Below are 19,698 nucleotides of genomic sequence, written 5' to 3' on the forward strand. Positions count from 1 at the left end.
AATTATCAGAAATAAACTAAAGTAACTTCTCGCCCCAACGCAGTTTGGCGCGAAGCATATCGTAATAGCTATACCCATGCGGATGCAGGATACGCAGCGAGTTGGTGTAGCGGCGGATTAGCACTTTATCCATTTCCTGCAATTCAAAATCGGATTGATTATCGAAATACACGCGCGCGTCTTGGCCGCGGGTCAGCAGGAATTCGACTTGCGCGTTTTCAGAAACGACAATCGGTCGATTGGATAAGGATTGCGGGCAGATCGGCACCAAGGTAATCGCCGGTAGCGATGGGTGCAAAATTGGGCCGCCGGAGGCGAGCGCGTAGGCGGTTGAGCCGGTTGGCGTTGAGACGACCAGACCGTCCGATCTCTGGCTATATACAAACTGGCTATCGACAAAAATCTCAAATTCGATCATCGAGCCGATTGAGCCACGGCTAAATACCACGTCGTTAAACGCTAGCGAGGTATTGATCGTTTTGCCTTCGCGCAAAATGCTGGCTTCGAGCAAGATGCGCTCTTCGGGCACAAACTGGCCCGCCAAGATATTCGGTACGGCTGTTTCCATTTCGTGCAATGGAATATCAGTCATAAAGCCCAAGCGCCCCTGATTAATACCCATCAGAGGTATACGATACGGGGCCAACAACCGTGCGACTGACAGCATGGTACCGTCGCCACCGAGCACAATCACCAAATCGGCCAGCTTGCCAATATGATCACGATCAACGCATTGATACGCGCTAATCTCGTGCTCTTGCGCGATTTTGCCTTCGATCAGCACTTTCACATCGCACGCTTCGAGCAAAGCCGCGAGGCGGCGAATGGGGTCGCCCAAGGATGGGGTATTGAGGCGGCCGACAAGGGCGATGGTTTTAAATAGGCTGTGCATGGGCGGTGAAGTCTTGAATTATCGTGAAGGTGGCAGCATTAATATACCAAATTACAGGTAAAATCGAACGCGAAACGGCGAAAAAGCGTGCTTGATCGCCTTATTTTGTGCAAACAGCGACGCCGATTGAATCGACAGGCGTTTTTTAACATGTGCTCACTCAATCAGCCCCGACCATGATGCTCCTGAACGATAGATCACAAATCTTGCTCAAAACGCTTGTCGAGCGCTATATCGCCGACGGCCAGCCCGTGGGCTCGAAAGCGCTGTCGCAGTTTTCGGGCTTGGACGTGAGCAGCGCAACAATCCGCAATGTGATGGCCGATTTGGAGCAGCTGGGCTTGGTCGCTAGCCCGCACACTTCGGCTGGCCGCATCCCAACCGCGCAGGGTTATCGGCTGTTTGTTGATACGCTGCTGGCAGTACAACCGCTGGGCAGCGTGGAAATTAACGCGCCATTGCCGAACGATAATCCGCAACACAGCATTCAAGCCGCATCGCAATTACTGTCGCAACTAACGCAATTTGCCGGCGTGGTGATGACGCCCAAGCGCAGCGAATTGCATTTAAAACAAATCGAATTTCTGCCGCTGGGCGATAAGCGCGTACTGCTGATTTTGGTCACCAATGATGGCGACGTGCAAAACCGCATTGTGCAAACCGAGCGCCAATTTGCACCGAATGAACTGATTCACGCCGCGCAATTTTTAAACGAGCATTGCGCGGGTAAAACGCTCAGCGTCTTGCTGAGCTGGCTGCAAAGCGATGTGATACGCGTTAAGCAAGACCTGACCAGCCTGATGAACGCGGCAGTGGCCGTTAGCAGTAATTTAAATACCGATCATATGGTCATCGCGGGCGAGCACCAATTGCTTGGCCTGCACGACTTCTCAGGTGATATGCAACGAATGCGGCAATTGTTTGAACTTTTCGAGCAAAAAACCGCCCTATTACAATTGCTCGAGCAAGGCCACCATGCGCAAGGTGTGCAAATTTATATTGGTGGCGAATCGGGGTTGGCGCCACTCGATCAATGCTCGGTCATTACCGCGCCGTATCAAGTCAACGGCGAAGTCGTCGGCACTTTGGGCGTGATTGGCCCAACACGGATGGCGTACGAGCGCGTGATTCCCATTGTTGATATCACCGCCAAATTACTCGGCTCGGCGCTATCCAATTAAACACGCAAGCTTTTTTAATTTCATTTTGAGTCCTCGCATGCAGCTTAAATCCTTCACTTCCGCCCTATTACTCACGCTTGGCTCATTGACCGTCAGCGCCAACAGCGTGGCCGACGACGAACTGATCAGCCGCCCCGAAGTGCAGGAATACATCAAGCAAACCGCGATCGACCATGGTTTTGCGCCCGAGGAACTGACATCTTGGCTGCAGCAAGCCGAATTCAAAGGCAATATCATCACGATTTTGGACAAACCATCGACCAGCCGCCCGTGGCATGAGTTTGAAGCCAATTTCGTCAATAAAACGCGCATTATGAACGGCGCTAAATTTTGGCGTGAAAATGCGATCTTGATCGGCGACATTACGCGCAAACACCAAGTTGCACCCGAGGTATTGCTCGCTATCCTTGGTGCAGAAACGAATTACGGCCGATACACCGGCTCATTCCGTATTGTGGATGCCCTATCAACGATTGCGTTTAATTACCCACGCCGCGCTGAATATTTCAAAGGCGAGCTAACGCAATTATTCTTGCTCGCACGCGAAGAGAAAAAAGACCCGCTGGAATTTAAAGGCAGCTACGCCGGCGCAATGGGCTGGCCACAATTTATGCCGACTTCATTTCGCAAATGGGCGCAAGATTGGGATAAAGACGGCTACCACGACATCTGGAGCAACCCAGGCGATGCAATGGCCTCGGTGGCGTACTACTTAAATCAGCACGGCTGGAAAGACGGCGGCGACACGTTCACCGCCGTTAATTTCAATGGCGATCCGAAAGCGCTGCTCGACGATAAATTCAATCTGCATTACAGCGTTGACGAGCTGATCGCCAAAGGCGTCGCGCCGATTAATGAAATCAACACCAAGCAGCAAGCGGTGCTATTCGCACTCGAAACCGAGCCAGGTTTTACGCAGCATTTCTTGGGCTTTAATAATTTTTACGTAATTACGCGCTACAACAAGAGCACTTTGTATGCGACCGCCGTGTTGAAATTGGCTGATGAAATTAAAAAAGCCTATGTCAACGGCGATGACTTGGTCGTTGCAACACCCGCACCAAGCAAGAAAAGCAGCAAGAAGAAATAGCCTGGGTATTGGCCTGTACACCAAATTACAACTAGGCTGCAAGGCTACACAGCAATGGGTATCTTAGTATGCCCTTTGCCGTGCTAAACAAAAGCTAGGCAACTTCATCATTTATTTTTGCTAGACTCGCTGCATCACCTTTATAAGGTCGGCGCCATGCAACTGAATCGCCTGCAAGTTACCAATTTTCGCGGTATCAGCCAGATTGATCTGCAGCTGGACGATGCGGCGACGGCGCTGTTTGGCGAGAATAACTGGGGCAAAACCAGCCTGATCGTTGCGCTGTGCCGCTGCCTGACCGCTCCCGCGCCGATCGAAACCTTATTTACCCACGAAGACTTTCATCGCGTCGCCAATAGCCGCGCCAGTATTGCCCGCCGGCTCAATATCACACTGTATTTTCAAGGTGATACCCCCTCTAGGCAGTTTGACCCTGTCGCCTTCCCAACCCAAGCCGTTGGCGAGCATGGCCATAGTCAGCAACTGGTGACGATTGCGTTGCGCTTTATGGCCGAGCGTTTTGGCCACGGCGAAATTCGGGCGCGGCGTTATTTTGTCGACGGCGATGGCGGTGAAATTAGCCACGGCGACACCGATGCACTAGCTGACTTGCTGATTAAACTGCATCCGGTTCTGCGCTTTCGCGATATGCAGCTAACCGATTGGCTGGAACACCCGCGCCTCGCAACACGCCCGCAAGCTGACGATCCTAAGCTACCGGCCAGCGACGCGGTGCGCACCGTGTTTGAGCGCATCTTAACCGTGCCGCATCAGCTGCACCCGCAAGAACTCAGCCAAGGCTTGGCTGCGATGCAGGAATTGCTGAGCGAGAACGCGATTTTGGTACAAGGCGATACGCCAACGCAGCGACTGGCTGAGCAAATTGCCAATGCGCCGCTTAATTTTCGTGACGACGATAGCTTGCTCGAAATCGCGCAAAGGTCAGGCTCCAATTTGCGCCGCGTTGCACTGCTGATGCTGATTGGCGCATTGTTGCACGCACGGGGCGAGCATGCGCTCAGCTCTGAGGCCAGCCCAATTTTGGTGATGGAAGACCCAGAAACGCATCTGCACCCAACGCAGCTGGCGATGATTTGGGGTTTGATCGAGCAATTACCGCTGCAAAAAATCATCACCACCAATCATGGTGATTTGCTCGCTAGCTTTCCGCAACACGCGCTGCGCCGCTTGGTGCGCTGGCCCAGCCATGTACATGTGTATCAACTTGCCAATCACGCCTTGTCGATTAGCGATGCGCGAAAAGTGGCATTTCATATCCGTAGCAACCGCGCCAGCAGCATGTTTGCCCGCGTTTGGTTGCTAGTTGAAGGCGAAACTGAGTTTTGGCTTTTACCCGAATTGGCGCGCATTTGTGGCGTGAACTTTCCACTGGAAGGCATACGCTGCGTTGAGTTTGCGCAGGCGGGTTTAACCCCGTTAATTAAATTTGCCGATCATTTAGGGATTCATTGGCATGTGATATGCGATGGTGACGAGGCGGGGCAAAAATACCTGCAACGTGCAGAGCGCCTGCTGCGCGTGCGAGCCGCCGAGCGGCACATCACCACGCTACCGAGCCGCGATATTGAACATTTTTTATGGGAAACCGGTTTTGCCGAGGTGTATCGCGAAGCGGGTCAACACTACAAAACGCCAATGTCGCCACAGCACGCCGCCGCGTTAGCGCTACAAACGCCCGTTGAATACAGCGACGAAGAAATCATCGCCCGCGCACTGCGCTATCACAGCAAACCGGGCATGGCGCTTGAAATCGCTGAATCTGCCGAAATCAAAGGCCGCGAGAGCATCCCACCGCTTTTGCAAACGATGTTTAGCACCTTGCAGCAACTGAGCAGTAGCTTGCCTGACTATTGAGTCAGGCAAATTTTGTTTACAAATTTCGTACATTTCACTTACTTTGGTCAAATCTTCGTCTTAATTCGTTACAGTGCACGCGAGCGAGAACACGCAGACTGAAACCAATGATGAACAGTGGAATACAACGATGCGCCAACTAGCCCTAGCAGCACTCATTACCACCGCCCTACTCACCGCCTGCGGCAAAGGCGAATATGCGGGTGTTGAACCGCTTGCCGCCTCAGCCGTAGCTGAAGCCGCGCCAGCCGAAGAGAGCAGCGCAGCGCAACTGCAATCGTCGGTTAATAGTGCCAATCCAGCAGATCGCAAACTCGTACGCCAAGCCGAGGTGCGTTTTCGCGTTAAAGACGTGTATCAAAGCAGCGTACAAATTGAAAACCTCGTCGCTGAGTTGGGCGGTTTTGTAACGCAAAACCACATTCAAGCTCGCATCGTGAACGAGCACGATGTTGCACAGGGACAGGGTAAATTAAGTCGTTTAACTGAGTTTTATACCGAAGGCACGCTGGAGATGCGGGTGCCAAGCGAGCAAACTCAAGCCTTTTTATTAAAACTGGCACCACTGGTACAGTTTTTGGATGAAAGAAATTTTTCGGCGCATGACGTAGCGATTCAATTGCTTGAACAGCAACTTGCCCAAATCCGCAGTCAATCGAGTAAACAAAGCCTCAACGAAAACGCTAGCTCTAGCTCGCAAGTGGCGCTGGCCAAACAGCTAATCCAAGCTGAACAGGACGCTGCGACCATCCAACAAAAATTAATCGAAGATCGCGTTGCATTTAGCACGATTACGCTCAATTTGTATCAAGACCGGCAAATTGCGCGCAGCGAACACGACGATATTAAAGCGCAGCTAGCTGCAGCGGAACCAAGTTTTGGCAGCAAACTACAACAAGCCTTCGTGAGCGGTTGGCAAGGATTTTTAGACACGCTGATTGCGCTTGCCCACTTATGGCCATTGTGGCTAATTAGCCTATTTATTGCTGCGATCTGGCGCAAGGTAAAACGAACTAAGGCCGCCAAGGAGCACGACAACAAAAGGGTAGATTAAACAAACGAGCAATAAGCGCTTAGTCGCGGATTGCTGTCGCTTTAAAGTGGCTGAGTGGTGCGAAGTTTAACGAACTTACCTGCGGATTTTCCGCTAGCACCTCAGCTAACTTCCCCTAAACTAAAATCCGATTAGTTAATCAGAAGGGGTATCTGTATGTCACCGCAATCTTGTGTTGATTCCCCAAGCTGCAACCACTCACGGGTTAAACTTCAGCCCAAACTATCGCGCAAGCTATGTATTTTGACGCTATGCTGGTTTGCATATTGTGTCAGTGCTTTTTTTATTTTGCTGTACCACGATGATTTAAACAGTGCGCTGTGCTCAAGTGCAGCCATCAAGTCCACCCAATAATCGAGGTGCCAACATGAGCAGCAATCAAATCGAAAGTTTGAACAAAATGGACGAGCACATTAACAAACTGCGAGCCCAAGTTGATCACATGATGATGCGACTGCTTGGCGCTTTCGCACTTTGTAGTTTATTGCTCGCGACTTGGTACGATAGTTGGAATGCGGCACTACTAATTGGATTACCTGCCGCAATTGGTCCCTATCTGATTTACCGCAGCGCCCCAGTTGGCCACTTAATAACCCGACTAGCCAGTGCGGCCTCCTTAATGTTTTTTGCTGCGCTATTTATTCACCAAAGCCGCGGCATGCTTGAAATGCACTTTGCCATTTTCTGTTTTCTAGCATTCCTAATTTATTACCGCGATTGGCGCCCAATCTTGTTGGCTGCAGCACTTATCGCCGTCCATCATGTAGCCTTCTTTTTTCTACAGCGCAGCCAGTTGCCTGTTTGGGCCTACCCCAGTGTGAATGAGTTCTGGATCGTCATTTTGCACGCGCTGTTTGTTGTTATGGAAACAATCGTTCTCATATTTATCGCGGTGAAGATGCAACAAGAGAGCATGGAGGCGGCGGCCATTTTGCTAATTGCACATAATATGACGCAGGGCGATTTGACAACGCAAATTCAGCATAAAAATTTGTCATCGCCGATTTTCAGTTCGGTATTAGATATGCAAACGCGTTTTCGCCGCTTAATGCGAAAATTTCAGGAAGATACCGAAGCCATCCATCGCCATATCGATGGCTTAAGTGGCCTCACTTTGCAAGTATCAAAGCAATCGTCGATCCAAACCAATGCAGCCAATCAAATTGCGGGTGAAATTCATTTACTGCAAGATAGCTTTGCGAAGGTTAATCAAAGTGCCTCTGAAGGGGCTCGGCTTTCCAGCGAATCAGCAACTGAAGCGGCAAGTAGCGCCAATCTAATGCAACATACGGTCACTGATTTAGAGCAGATCGCGTCGACGATAGATCGCACTGCACTTAATTTGGAGGCGCTTGGCACGCAAAGTGACAAAATCAAACACATAGTTCAAGTCATCGGCGAAATCGCGGCACAAACCAATCTTCTCGCGTTAAACGCCGCGATTGAAGCTGCTCGCGCTGGTGAACAAGGCCGTGGATTTGCCGTTGTTGCTGACGAAGTGCGCAAATTAGCAGAACGCACTTCGACCTCGACGGTTGAAATCGGTCAAATGATAGGATTGATCGCAGAAAGCAAAGAAAAAGCGCTCGCCAGCATGAATGAGCTCGTCTCGAGTATGGGGCAAAATGTTCAGCAAGCAGGTGAAACTGAAAATGCCATTGCGCGGATTGCACAAAACTCTGGCAGCGTTGCTCAAACTACCCAACAAATAGCCCAAGCCATTGAGCTACAAGCAGCCTCCAGTCATTCGATTAGTACCAGAGCAGAAGAAGTATCTATTGGCGCCTCGAAAAACGATGAACTGATCAAAAAATCCACGGAATACGCCCAGCAAATTCATGGTGTAATCGAAGACTTAAAAAATGAAATGCAGCTATTTAATGTTAAAAAGCTTAACTGAGGAACGCTCTATTCCTCTCAAAAATACCCAACCAAGGTATAACATTAGGGTTCAATTCTAAATAGGGCTTCAGGGTTATACCTCTATTGGATCAACATCCAAAGACCAGCGCCCTTTGCCGGTTTTTATCACTTCAATATGTGGCATCGCTTGGTGCAGGGCGCGTTGTAATTGCGCTTTGTGGCGCGCTGCGATTAATAGCTGCGCGCGCTCAACCCCAGCTTTTTTAACCATCGTTGCGGCAACGGGCTGATTGAGCGTTAAATCCTTGCGCAGCGTTGCATCAAGCTGCTCAAAGCAGGCGCGGATGATGTTTAAAATGCCGATGGCGTGCTCGATATCCGGCGCTTCGGCGCGAAATAATGCCCACGCCATCGCTGGCGGCAATAACATATCTTGGCGTTCAGACAAGGTTCGATCGGCGAACGGCGCGTAATCGCGGCCAAGTAATTGATGGTAAAACGGGTGATCGGCAAACGCAGTTTGGATCATCACCTCGCCCGGCGTTTCACGCCGCCCTGCTCGTCCTGCCACTTGCATTAAGAGCGCAAATAATCTTTCTTCAGCGCGAAAATCTACGCTAAACAGCCCCGTATCGGCATTCAGCGCAATGACTAAATTCAGGCGATCAAAATCATGGCCTTTGGCCAGCATTTGCGTACCGATCAAAATATCAGCTTCGCCCGAATGCACTTGCGCCAGCGCAGCGTCCATCTCGCCTTTACGCCGCGTGCTGTCGCGATCAATGCGCAAGATTTTGCGGTTCGGAAAGTGTGTCGCTAAGGCTTCTTCCAGCCTTTGCGTGCCTTGCCCGACGGGTTTGAGGTCTTGGTTGCCGCAATCTGGGCAAGCGTGCGTAATCGGCTCTTCAAAGCCGCAATGGTGGCAGCGCAAACGCCGATCACGCAGATGCAGCACCAGCCGCGCCGAACAATGTTTGCACGAGGCCATCCAGCCACATTCGCCACATTGCAAGACGGGTGAATAACCACGGCGATTGATAAACACCAACACCTGCTCGCCACGCTCTAGCGCAGCGTGCATCGCGGCAAGGGCCATGCGATTAAAGCCGTCGATCAAGCCGGCTTTTTTTACCGGCAGCAAGGTAATTTTGGGTAAAGTCGCACCGGGAACGGCACGCTCTGCTAGCGTGATAATTTGATAACGTTTGGCTTTGGCATTGGCCCAAGTTTCGATACTCGGTGTTGCGCTACCCAAAATAATAGGCACTTGCGCCGTGCGAGCACGGTAGACCGCCACATCGCGCGCCGAGTAACGAAGGCCTTCCTGCTGTTTAAACGACGGATCATGCTCTTCATCGACGACGATCATTCCTAGTTGTGGCAGCGGCGTAAATACCGCTAGCCGAGTTCCCAAAACAATCCGTGCCTCACCCGACATTGCCGCCAGCCAATTGACTGCGCGTTCGGTATCGTTCAATCCACTGTGCAGGCAGGCCATCGCCACGCCGGGAAAACGCGCACGAAAGCGCCCTTCGAGCTGCGGCGTTAAATTGATTTCGGGGATCAAAATTAAGACTTGCTCACCGCGCGCGAGCACCGCTGCGATGGTCTGCAAATAAACTTCAGTTTTACCGCTGCCGGTGATGCCGTAGAGTAAAAATGGCAAAAATGAACGAGCTGAACTTAATTGTTCAACCGCGTAGGCCTGCTCTGCATTGAGCGGCAAAATGGGGCTAGCCGGTGATACAACGCTGGTTTCGGCTGCGGTTTGTACCAAACCTTGCTCAGCCCAAGCCTTCGCCCATTTCAAGCCGCTATCGTGGATACGCCTCAGTGCTGCAGGCGTATGTGGCGTTGCGAGTTGCTGCGCGACACGTTGCTGCGCGTGCGCGCGCTTGCTGATATGGGCAAGCAGCTTTTCAATATCGGCTGCGTAATACACGCAAGCTGGCGCTGGCGCTTTGAATGCGGGCACGTTGCGAAACACGGTCGGCAAGGCGGTGCTGAGCACCGCGCCCAGCGGATGGTGATAATAATCGGCGACAAACTGACACAGCGCGATAGTGCTCGCGGACAATGCAGGTAAATCGTCGCGCACCGCTAAAATAGCGCGCGTTTTGCCGCTGAAGTCGCCAGCGTCGTTGCGGCGTTCGATCACGATGCTAGAAAGCTGACGCGGGCCAAACGGCACGATAACGCGTTGACCAACTTGCGGGTCAAATTCCCCCACCTGATAGCCAAAAAGGCGATTGAGCGGCACATCCAAGGCCACCATGACAAACTGAGCACTCACGGTACGATCACCTGCCATTTACTGCAAAGCCGGAGCATTGAATAGTATCTTTGTCTAGCCCTAGCTCAGCGAAAATGCCGAAGAAAAATGCACAAAATGGTTATTCACAGTTTCTGTGGATAATTTTGTGGGCAAAGTGCTAAAAAGTGGAAAAAACCCAATCGGCACTTGATGATGTTTAGATTGCACAAAAATTAAGCTGAAATTTATTTATCAATAAATTCAACAACTTAGCATTTGTCAACGATTTAGCAAATATTTTTTTCGCAAGGCTTGACAAGCCTAAAAACCCGGCAATTTATTTGTGAATAACTTGGCTCTCCTTTGCAGTAGAGCACTTCAAAAATGATCGCCAAGTTATTGAATTTAAATCACATTACAAATAAAAGACAAGCTGTAAGAATTGTTATTTTTTACCCGAATGACGGTGCACTGCTGCGACCAAAGCAGCTGCATGTTCAGGGTTGGTGTATTGCGAAATACCGTGGCCTAAATTGAACACGTGGCCCGTTTTTTCCTCACCAGCGCTGGCGTAACTATCAATAATCCGTTTCACTTCAGCATCAATCGCCGCAGGTGGCGCAAACAGCGCCACAGGGTCAAAATTGCCTTGCAGCGCCACTTTATCGCCGACGCGACGACGCGCTTGGCCGATATCGGTGGTCCAATCCAAACCAATCGCGTCGCAACCGGTAGCGGCGATGTCTTCGAGCCACTGGCCACCACCCTTGGTAAACACGATCACCGGCACTTTGCGGCCTTCGTTTTCACGTTTCAGACCAGCGACAATGCGCGCCATGTATTGCAGCGAGAATTCTTGGTATTTGCCAAATGGCAGCGAGCCGCCCCAACTGTCGAAAATCTGCACCGCTTGCGCACCGGCTTCGATTTGCGCATTCAGGTAATCAATCACCGTAAGGGTATTGACCTCCAAGATACGGTGCAACAGGTCTGGACGCGCATACATCATGGTTTTGATATTGCGATAGTCGCTTGAGCTACCACCTTCGATCATATAGCACGCCAGCGTATATGGGCTGCCCGAAAAGCCAATCAATGGAACGCGGTTATCCAAGCCTTTGCGAATCGATGACACTGCGTCCATTACGTATTTCAGCTCAGTATTCACATCCGGCACAAACAGCTTGGCGACGTTTTCTTCAGTACGCACTGTGCGCTCAAATTTCGGGCCTTCACCTTCAGCGAAATACAAACCCAAGCCCATCGCATCGGGCACAGTCAAAATATCCGAGAACAAAATCGCCGCGTCGAGCGGGAAGCGCTCCAACGGTTGCAGCGTGACTTCAGTCGCCAAATCGGTGTTTTTGCACAATTGCAAAAACGAGCCCGCCTGTTTGCGCGTTGCGCAGTATTCCGGCAGATAGCGCCCCGCTTGGCGCATCATCCACACTGGCGTGTATTCAACAGGCTCACGCAATAAGGCGCGCAGGAAAGTGTCATTTTTCAACATACGATTTCTCTCTTAATTTCATAAAACCAGTTCATCAAACAAGCCTGTTGGATAAACTGGCCAAGCTAATTCATTCATTTGCGCCACGCTGAGCCAATGCAATTTGAACTGTGCCCCATTGGACTCGACCCCAATGCTTGATTGCAAAGGCGCATTGAGTTGGGCAAGGTAAACAAACACAATTTCATGCCCGGCCACGCCGTCGAAGGTGAAGAGGTTTTCAAACACCTTGAGCAAACGGGGCGATTCAATCTGAACGCCAATTTCTTCGGCCACTTCACGAATCACAGCATCGGCGCTCAGTTCACCGAACTCAATGCCACCACCAATCGGCATCAGATAATGTTGCTGCTTGGTCGGGTCAAAGCCTTCTGCCAACAGATATTGGCCATTGTCTTCAAACAGACAAACAACTTTGGCGCGGATTGCAGCCCCCATTAAGCTAAAGCGCCCAATTCCCAGCGCCCCTGCCCTTGGCATTCAAGCACTTGCTGGTGGTATTCAACTAGCCCAGCGCGATGGCCCACGCTGATCATCACGCCGCCTTTCATCGCTTCGCGCACTGCGGCGTACAGAATCGCTTCGCCATCCGCATCCAGCGCCGACGTTGACTCGTCCATCAGTAGGAAATCGGGTTTGACTAAAATCGCACGCAGCAAGGCGATGCGTTGCTGCTCGCCCAAGCTCAGCACGTGTGACCATGCATCAACCTCATCCAGCCTTGGCATTAAGTGACTTAAACCAGCCAGCGCCAATAGATCGCCAATTTTTTCATCGTCCTGCTCAGCCACATTCGGGTAATACAGCGCAGCGCGCAAGCTGCCTAAAGGCATATACGGTTTTTGCGACAGGAATAAACTGCGGGTATTACCTTGCAGACCATATTGACCTTGGGCATAGGGCCATATACCTGCCATAGCACGTAGTAAGCTCGATTTGCCCGTGCCTGATTTGCCGCGAATCAACAGCGTATCGCCCGCTTTCAGGCTCAAATTAACATTGGAGAGCAAGACCTCGCCATTCGGTTTACTCACCGATAAATGGCTCAGTTGCAAACCTTGCACAATCGGCTGCGGTTCAATGCGCGGCAATTGATCTGCCACTTCAATACTGCGCTCAAACGTCGTTAAACGATCGATCACCGCTTTCCAATTGGCCAAGGTGCTAAAGCTGCCGATGATAAAGTCGAGCGCACCATACACCTGACCGAAGGCCGAGTTAATTTGCATCAGGCCACCGAGTGGGATTTCCTTGGCAAAGAAACGTGGCGCGGCGACGATCAGCGGGAAAATAATCGCCAATTGGCCCCAGAATGAGGTGAACCAAGTCAGGCGTTTATTCATCCGCATCAATGACCAGAAATTACTCACGACATTGACAAAGCGATAGCCCAAACGCTCTTGCTCATCTTTCGCGCCACCGTACAGCGCAATCGATTCGGCATTTTCACGCACACGCACCAAGCCAAAACGGAAATCCGCTTCATAGCGTTGCTGCATAAAGTTCAGCCCAACCAAAGGTCGGCCGAGCAAAATGGTAATACCCGTACCGATCAGCGCGTAAATAATCGCGACCCACACCATATAACCGGGAATACTGACTTCTGAACCACCGAGCATAAATTTAAGCGGGCCGGACAGTGTCCACAAAATGCCGATGAACGACACCAAGGTCACTACCGAGCGCAGCAGGCCCAGCGATAGCGACAGTGAGATCGACACAAATTGGCCCACGTCTTCGGCAATACGCTGATCGGGGTTATCGGTGTCTTGGTCAGTCAGTTGCAGACGGTAGAAGTTATTTTCATTGAGCCATTTTTGCGTGTAATGAATCGTCGCCCATTTGCGCCAGCGGATTTCTAGCATTTGCTGAAACCAAACCGCATAGACCGCAATCACGATATAGAGGAAGGCCAGATAGCCAAATTTATACAGCGCCTCTTTAAAGCCTTTCGCATCAAGGTTTTGCAGCGTGTTATAAAACTCGTTGTACCAGCTATTAAACTGGACATTCATATACACCATGCCCAGCGACAAAGAGATCACCAGCGCCAGCAAGCCCCAGGCGTAAAACTTGTCTTCGGAAACCCAATATGGTTTGGCGATACGCCAGAAATTGCGGAATAAATGGCGCACCGTCGGCGCGCCTGCGTTTGAAGCAGCAGATGTGGCAGACATTGTGTTCACCCCAGTGGCGAATAGTTAAAGCAAAACATCAAGCGTTTATTGACACGGCTTTTGTGTCCACGCTTTTTTCTTGCTGCGTTTACATTGCCAATCTTGGGTCACCGATTTCATTTGCCACACTTGGGCTTGATCGTTCACGTCAAAAGTAAAGCGAAAGCGTTGCGCGGCTACCGCGTCATCGGGCAAACCCGATTGCAGCACTTCGACATTCACTTTGCTAAAGTCTTCGGCACCCGCCGATTTTTGGGTAATCACTAAATTGCGATATTCGGCAACGCCATATTCATTGACGATACGGTCAGCCAAATAGTCATAAACGATTTGCACCGGCGCTTGACCCAGTTTGCCTTTTGCAATGACCACGTCGGGTTTTGCAGCCTCTTCGGCCATCGCGTGTGTTGCCAGCAACAATGCTGAACTTACACATACCATTTTCAATAAATGCTTCATGTCTCTTCCGAATTGTTCTGAGTTACAAGGAAATACTAGGCTGGCCTGCGCAGCAAAAATGGCTTGAGGGCCAGCCCCAAGTCACGCCAAAATTATTTAGCCCAAGTGTCTTTGAGCGTAACAGTGCGGTTAAACACTGGCTTGCCGCCGGCTTTGTGATCGTGTCGATCGGTCACAAAATAACCCAAGCGCTCAAACTGGTAGCGCGTTTCAGGTGCAGCATCGCGCACGCAAGGCTCAACAAACGCAGTGACGGTTTTTAGCGATTCTGGATTGATGAATTGTTTGAAGTCGAGGTATTGACCGTCTTCACCGCGAATTGCGTCAGGGCGCGCCTCGGTAAATAGACGCTCGTACAAACGCACTTCGGCTTCAATCGCGTGCTCAGATGAAATCCAGTGAATGACGCCCTTCACTTTACGACCTTCTGGATTTTGGCCCAGCGTTTTCGGGTCGATCGAGCATTTGAGTTCAATCACTTCGCCTTTGGCGTCTTTGACCACTTCGTCGCATTTGATTACGTACGAGTAACGCAAGCGCACTTCGCCGCCCAAGGTCAGACGTTGCCAGCCTTTCGGTGGTTCTTCAGCAAAGTCGTCGCGCTCGATCCACAGCGTTGGTGAAATAGGAATATCACGCTCGCCAAACTCTTCATGGTGCGGGTGGAACGGCGCACTGCGGCTGCCGGTCACGCCAGCTTCGAAGTTCGTTAGCGTCACTTTCAACGGGTTCACAACCGCGATCACGCGCGGGCTCTCGCCTTCCAGCGTTTCACGTACCGCGCCTTCCAAGATTGAAAAGTCGATGATGTTCTCGCCCTTGCTGACACCAATGCGCTGCGCGAATAATTTAATGCCGGCGGGGCTGTAACCACGGCGGCGCATGCCGCTAATTGTCGTCATACGTGGGTCGTCCCAACCGCTAACCAAACCTTCGGTCACCAGTTGGTTCAATTTACGTTTCGACGTGATCGAGTAGAGCAATTCCAGACGCGAAAATTCGATCTGTTGTGGATGGCTAGCAATCGTAATGTTGTCGAGCACCCAGTCGTACAGCGGGCGATGGTCTTCAAACTCCAGCGTACACAGGCTGTGCGTAATGCCTTCCAACGCGTCGGAAATGCAATGCGAATAGTCGTACATCGGGTAGATGCACCATTTATCGCCGGTTTTGATGTGCGTAGCGCGCTTAATGCGGTAGAAAACTGGGTCGCGCAGATTTAAGTTGGGCGAAGCCATATCGATTTTCAGGCGCAAGGTTTTGCTGCCGTCGGCAAATTCGCCGTTTTTCATGCGTTCGAACAGGTCGAGATTTTCGGCCACGCTGCGATCGCGGAAAGGGCTATTTTTGCCCGGCTTTTGAAAGTCGCCACGGTATTCGCGCATTTGCTCGGCATTGAGCTCGCACACATACGCTTTGCCGGCGTTGATCAATTCAATCGCGTACGCATGCAATTGATCGAAATAATCCGAAGTGTGGCGCACGTCGCCATTCCATTCAAAACCCAACCAGCGCACGTCGGCTTCAATCGCCGCTGCGTATTCGTCTTCTTCTTTTTCTGGGTTGGTGTCGTCCATGCGCAAATTGCACAGACCTTTGTAGTCGTTGGCGATACCGAAATTCAAACAAATCGATTTAGCGTGACCTATGTGCAAGTAGCCATTGGGCTCAGGCGGAAAGCGGGTCTGGATGGCCTGATGTTTACCGCTAGCCAGATCGGCATCAATAATTTGACGAATAAAATTGCTGGTAGGCTGTGCTGCGTTCTCTTGGCTCATACACTTTGTCGATGATTGTTAACTAAGACCCGTGATTCTACCAAAGAGGGCCGCATCGCGGGCGGCCATTGCAGTGGCAAAGTTTCACGCTGGCATAAAAAATGGCGAGACTCGCTCGCCATTTCAATACCCCAATCAGTATAACCCTGTAGCCATCATTAATAATGACCCACAAAGACATACCCTTGCAGCTTAAATATCAGCAGCCGGCTCTGCGGGTGGATTAGGTAGAACTAAATTCAACACAATCGCCAACACGCTAACCAAACCCACGCCAACGAGGTTGAAATTACCTACTTGCACCATCAAGCCACCGATACCGCAGGTCAACACCACCGAAACAATGACCAAATTGCGCGGCAGCATCAGATCGACTTTGCTATCGATCAGCGTTTTCAAGCCAATTGACGCGATCGTACCGAACAACAAGACCATAATCCCGCCCATGACCGGCAACGGAATCGATACCAAGATTGCGTTAAATTTGCCAAAGAAAGCCAAAATCACCGCCAAAATCGCCGCGTAAGTCATGATGACTGGGTTGAAGTTGCGCGTAATCATTAACGCGCCAGTCACTTCGGCATACGTTGTGATTGGAGGGCCGCCGATTAAACCGGCAAAGCACACACCCAAACCATCGCCGCCCAAGGTGCGGTGCAAACCGGGCTTGGCCGTGTAATCGTTACCCGTTACTTTACCCAAGGCCATCACGCCGCCAATATGCTCGATCGTAGGCGCAATCGCCACCGGCAACATAAACAGCGCCGCAGCCCAGTTTACTTCTGGCGTTACAAAATGCGGCATCGCAAACCATGGCGCATTGGCAATGCCCGATAAATCGACCACGTCCATAAACAGTGCAGTGATATAACCGGCAATCACACCCGATAAAATCGGCACTAGGCGCAGCATACCGCCAGCGAATACCGACACGATAACTGTCGTTGTTAGCGACACAAAGGCGAGGAACAACGATACGCCGTACGGCACCAACTGCTTACCGCCGCCCTGCCCCATCGCCATGCCCGACGCCGCCACGGCGACCGACAAGCCAATCACCATAATCACGGGGCCAATCACCACCGGCGGCAAGAGTTTATGAATAAAACCCATGCCGCGCCATTTGATTAAACCGGCGACAATAAAATACATAAAGCCCGCAAAAAACAGGCCAAATTGCGTCGCCGCTTGGCCCCAAGTTTGCATCGAGAAAATAATCGGGCCGATAAATGCGAATGAGGAGCCGAGGAAAATCGGCACTTGGCGCTTGGTCAGCACTTGGAACATCAGTGTACCAACACCAGCGCCAAGCAGCGCCATCGCAGGGTTTAAGCCCGTCAGCAAGGGCACCAAGACCAAGGCGCCAAAGGCGACAAATAAAATCTGTGCGCCAGAAATAAACTGCTTAATTTCTTGGAACATAGCGCGCCTTATTTATTGATTGTGCCGAAGATTTTATCGCCAGCATCACCCAAGCCAGGAATGATGTAGCCATGCTCGTTCAGATGCGAATCGAGCGATGCGCTAACGATTTTGACGTCTGGATGTTTTTCATTCATCAGTTTCACCCCTTCCGGCGCTGCCACCATCACAATCGCAATAATCTCTTTGCAACCTTTGCGCTTGAGCATATCGACTGTGGCGACCAAAGAGCCACCAGTGGCGAGCATCGGGTCGATAATCAAAGCCAAACGATCTTCCAAATCGCCAACAAATTTTTCAAAATACGGCACCGGCTGCAAAGTTTCTTCATCGCGCGCCAAACCCACCACGCTGATTTTGGCTGATGGCACTAAATCGAGCACGCCGTTGAGCATGCCTAAACCCGCCCGCAAAATCGGTACTACCGTCAATTTTTTGCCTTTGATCTTTTTAACTTGCACTTCACCGCACCAGCCAGTAATCGTCACATCTTCCAAGGCCAAATCACGCGTGGCCTCGTAGGCCAAAAGTCGCGCCAATTCTTCGGTGAGCAAGCGAAATTTATTGGTTGATACATCGGCTTCGCGCAGTAGCGCCAATTTATGCTGAACCAATGGGTGATTTACGACGGTGATTTGCATATTTTTATCCTCTTTTTGATGACGCCATTGTAGATAGTTGCAACTAAATCGCTATTGAGGAAACACCTGTGTTTGCTTGTTTTTTGCTTAACATCAAACCCAGATATTCTTCAGTTTTTTAGCCGAAAAAAAACCACCGCAAGGGTGGTTTTTAACTTAGCCATTTTCAGTTGAATCCGCATTGATATGTTCTGATGCCAGAATCTTATCGACGCGGTGGCCGTCCATATCAACGATTTCCAACGACCAGTTTTCCCAATATGTCACATCCCCGGTGCGTGGCATACGGCCAAGCAATAACATCACCATGCCGCTTAAGGTGTGGTAGCTGTTTTTGTCTTCATCGGGAACGGTGTTGAGTTCGAGTTTATCTTTAAGCTCGGGAATCGGAATTAAACCATCGAGCAACCATGAACCATCGGCGCGTTGTACCGCCCAAGCATCTTCGATATTTTGCGGCGTAAATTCACCGGTTAAGACTTCAAGTACGTCTTGCAAAGTCACCAAGCCTTGCAATTCGCCGTATTCGTCGACCAAAAACACCATCTCAACGCCAGATGAGCGCATTTGTTCTAGCAGCTCTAAACCAGTTAAGGTTTCTGGCACAAACACGCAAGGCTGCAGATGCGCCGAGAGATCAACCTCTTCGCCCTTAAGCACCTTTTTCAAGATTTCTTTGGTGCTCAGCACGCCGAGCATATTCTCCAAACCGTCGCGGCACACCGGAAAGCGCGAGTAGTCGGCCTGCGCCACGCGCGCCAAATTATCTGCAGTTGGTTCAGCCAAATCGAGATAAACCATATCGCCACGCGGCACCATTAAGGACGTAACCATCCTATCGTCCAAGCGCAATACATTACGCACCATCGTGTGTTCGTGCTCTTCAATTAAACCCGCTTCGGAGCCTTCGATCAGCATCGCGTCGATTTCATCTTGTGTGACCGATTGCGTCGCATTTTGATTGGCACCCAAGACGCGCAAAATGGTGCTGGTCGAGACACTCAACAAACGCACAAAGGGTCGAGTGACCATGGCCAGCATTTGCAAAGGCCGCGCCACCAAGCAGGCAATGAGTTCAGGGCTAATTTGCCCCAATCGTTTGGGCACCAATTCGCCCAATACAATCGAGAAGTAGGTCACGGAAACGACCACACAGACGGTGGCGCTGGTGTCACTCAGGTGCTCTGGCAGACCAAAAGTCATCAGCCAGTCGGCAAACGGTTCGGCCAGTACCGACTCACCGACAATACCGCTCAGAACACCAATCGAGGTAATGCCGATCTGCACCGTCGACATAAATTTGGTTGGGTCTGCGCCCAATTCAAGCGCAACGGCTGCGCCTTTATTTCCTGCTTCGGCCATTTTGCTCAGCCGCGCCTTACGCGCAGTCACAAGGGCGATTTCCGACATTGCAAACACGCCGTTAAGCAAAATCAGACCGAGTAAGATCAATATTTCCATGAAGATGAGTATGTATTTGAAGAACCGCTATTGTGCCACAA

General features: G+C 50.9%; 15 protein-coding genes. 5 read left to right on the plus strand and 10 right to left on the minus strand.

Annotated features, from left to right (window positions below):
* Positions 1–16 precede the first annotated feature (16 nt).
* The gene (locus NT239_02965; protein ID XGA71819.1) at positions 17–892 is read right to left on the minus strand and encodes an NAD kinase; all 876 of its coding nucleotides are present in this window, start codon (positions 890–892) and stop codon (positions 17–19) included.
* A gap of 176 nt (positions 893–1,068) precedes the next feature.
* On the opposite strand from NT239_02965, the gene hrcA reads away from it, so the two are divergent.
* From hrcA to NT239_02990, 5 genes are all read left to right on the plus strand, one after another.
* The gene (hrcA, locus tag NT239_02970; GenBank protein XGA71820.1) at positions 1,069–2,073 is read left to right on the plus strand and encodes a heat-inducible transcriptional repressor HrcA; all 1,005 of its coding nucleotides are present in this window, start codon (positions 1,069–1,071) and stop codon (positions 2,071–2,073) included.
* Positions 2,074–2,110: 37 nt separating this feature from the next.
* Complete coding sequence (gene mltB, locus NT239_02975; GenBank protein XGA71821.1) at positions 2,111–3,163, plus strand: lytic murein transglycosylase B; 1,053 nt, start codon at positions 2,111–2,113, stop codon at positions 3,161–3,163.
* A gap of 156 nt (positions 3,164–3,319) precedes the next feature.
* Complete coding sequence (locus tag NT239_02980; GenBank protein XGA71822.1) at positions 3,320–5,038, plus strand: DUF2813 domain-containing protein; 1,719 nt, start codon at positions 3,320–3,322, stop codon at positions 5,036–5,038.
* A 130-nt stretch (positions 5,039–5,168) separates the two neighbouring features.
* Entirely contained in the window at positions 5,169–6,092 is a 924-nt protein-coding gene (locus NT239_02985; protein XGA71823.1) for a DUF4349 domain-containing protein, read from the plus strand.
* A gap of 1,048 nt (positions 6,093–7,140) precedes the next feature.
* Positions 7,141–7,992, plus strand: a complete 852-nt coding sequence (locus NT239_02990) for a methyl-accepting chemotaxis protein (protein XGA72760.1) — start codon at positions 7,141–7,143, stop codon at positions 7,990–7,992.
* Positions 7,993–8,067: 75 nt separating this feature from the next.
* On the opposite strand, the gene NT239_02995 is transcribed toward NT239_02990, so the two are convergent.
* The 9 genes from NT239_02995 to NT239_03035 form a co-directional block, all read right to left on the minus strand.
* On the minus strand, positions 8,068–10,266 hold the full coding sequence (locus NT239_02995; protein ID XGA71824.1) for a primosomal protein N': 2,199 nt from the start codon (positions 10,264–10,266) through the stop codon (positions 8,068–8,070).
* Between the two features lie 388 nt (positions 10,267–10,654).
* Positions 10,655–11,719, minus strand: a complete 1,065-nt coding sequence (hemE, locus tag NT239_03000; GenBank protein XGA71825.1) for a uroporphyrinogen decarboxylase — start codon at positions 11,717–11,719, stop codon at positions 10,655–10,657.
* 18 nt (positions 11,720–11,737) lie between these two features.
* Positions 11,738–12,157, minus strand: a complete 420-nt coding sequence (locus NT239_03005; GenBank protein XGA71826.1) for an NUDIX domain-containing protein — start codon at positions 12,155–12,157, stop codon at positions 11,738–11,740.
* Positions 12,157–13,896 carry an ABC transporter ATP-binding protein/permease gene (locus tag NT239_03010; protein ID XGA71827.1) on the minus strand — a complete coding sequence of 580 codons (1,740 nt, stop codon included), beginning with the start codon at positions 13,894–13,896 and terminating at the stop codon, positions 12,157–12,159. The genes NT239_03005 and NT239_03010 overlap by 1 nt, the downstream gene beginning before the upstream one ends.
* Before the next feature lie 45 nt (positions 13,897–13,941).
* Positions 13,942–14,355, minus strand: coding sequence for a hypothetical protein (locus NT239_03015; GenBank protein ID XGA71828.1), 414 nt, complete (start codon positions 14,353–14,355; stop codon positions 13,942–13,944).
* Between the two features lie 92 nt (positions 14,356–14,447).
* A complete protein-coding gene (locus NT239_03020) occupies positions 14,448–16,133 on the minus strand; it encodes a glutamine--tRNA ligase/YqeY domain fusion protein (protein XGA71829.1) in 1,686 nt (561 codons plus the stop codon).
* Between the two features lie 192 nt (positions 16,134–16,325).
* Complete coding sequence (locus NT239_03025) at positions 16,326–17,555, minus strand: uracil-xanthine permease family protein (protein XGA71830.1); 1,230 nt, start codon at positions 17,553–17,555, stop codon at positions 16,326–16,328.
* Between the two features lie 8 nt (positions 17,556–17,563).
* Positions 17,564–18,196: a uracil phosphoribosyltransferase gene (gene upp / locus NT239_03030; GenBank protein ID XGA71831.1), complete on the minus strand. Its 633-nt coding sequence runs from the start codon at positions 18,194–18,196 to the stop codon at positions 17,564–17,566.
* Positions 18,197–18,352: 156 nt separating this feature from the next.
* Positions 18,353–19,657: a hemolysin family protein gene (locus tag NT239_03035; GenBank protein ID XGA71832.1), complete on the minus strand. Its 1,305-nt coding sequence runs from the start codon at positions 19,655–19,657 to the stop codon at positions 18,353–18,355.
* Between the last annotated feature and the right edge of the window lie 41 nt (positions 19,658–19,698).

It is taken from the genome of Chitinibacter sp. SCUT-21, assembly GCA_041874755.1.
GTDB lineage: Bacteria > Pseudomonadota > Gammaproteobacteria > Burkholderiales > Chitinibacteraceae > Chitinibacter.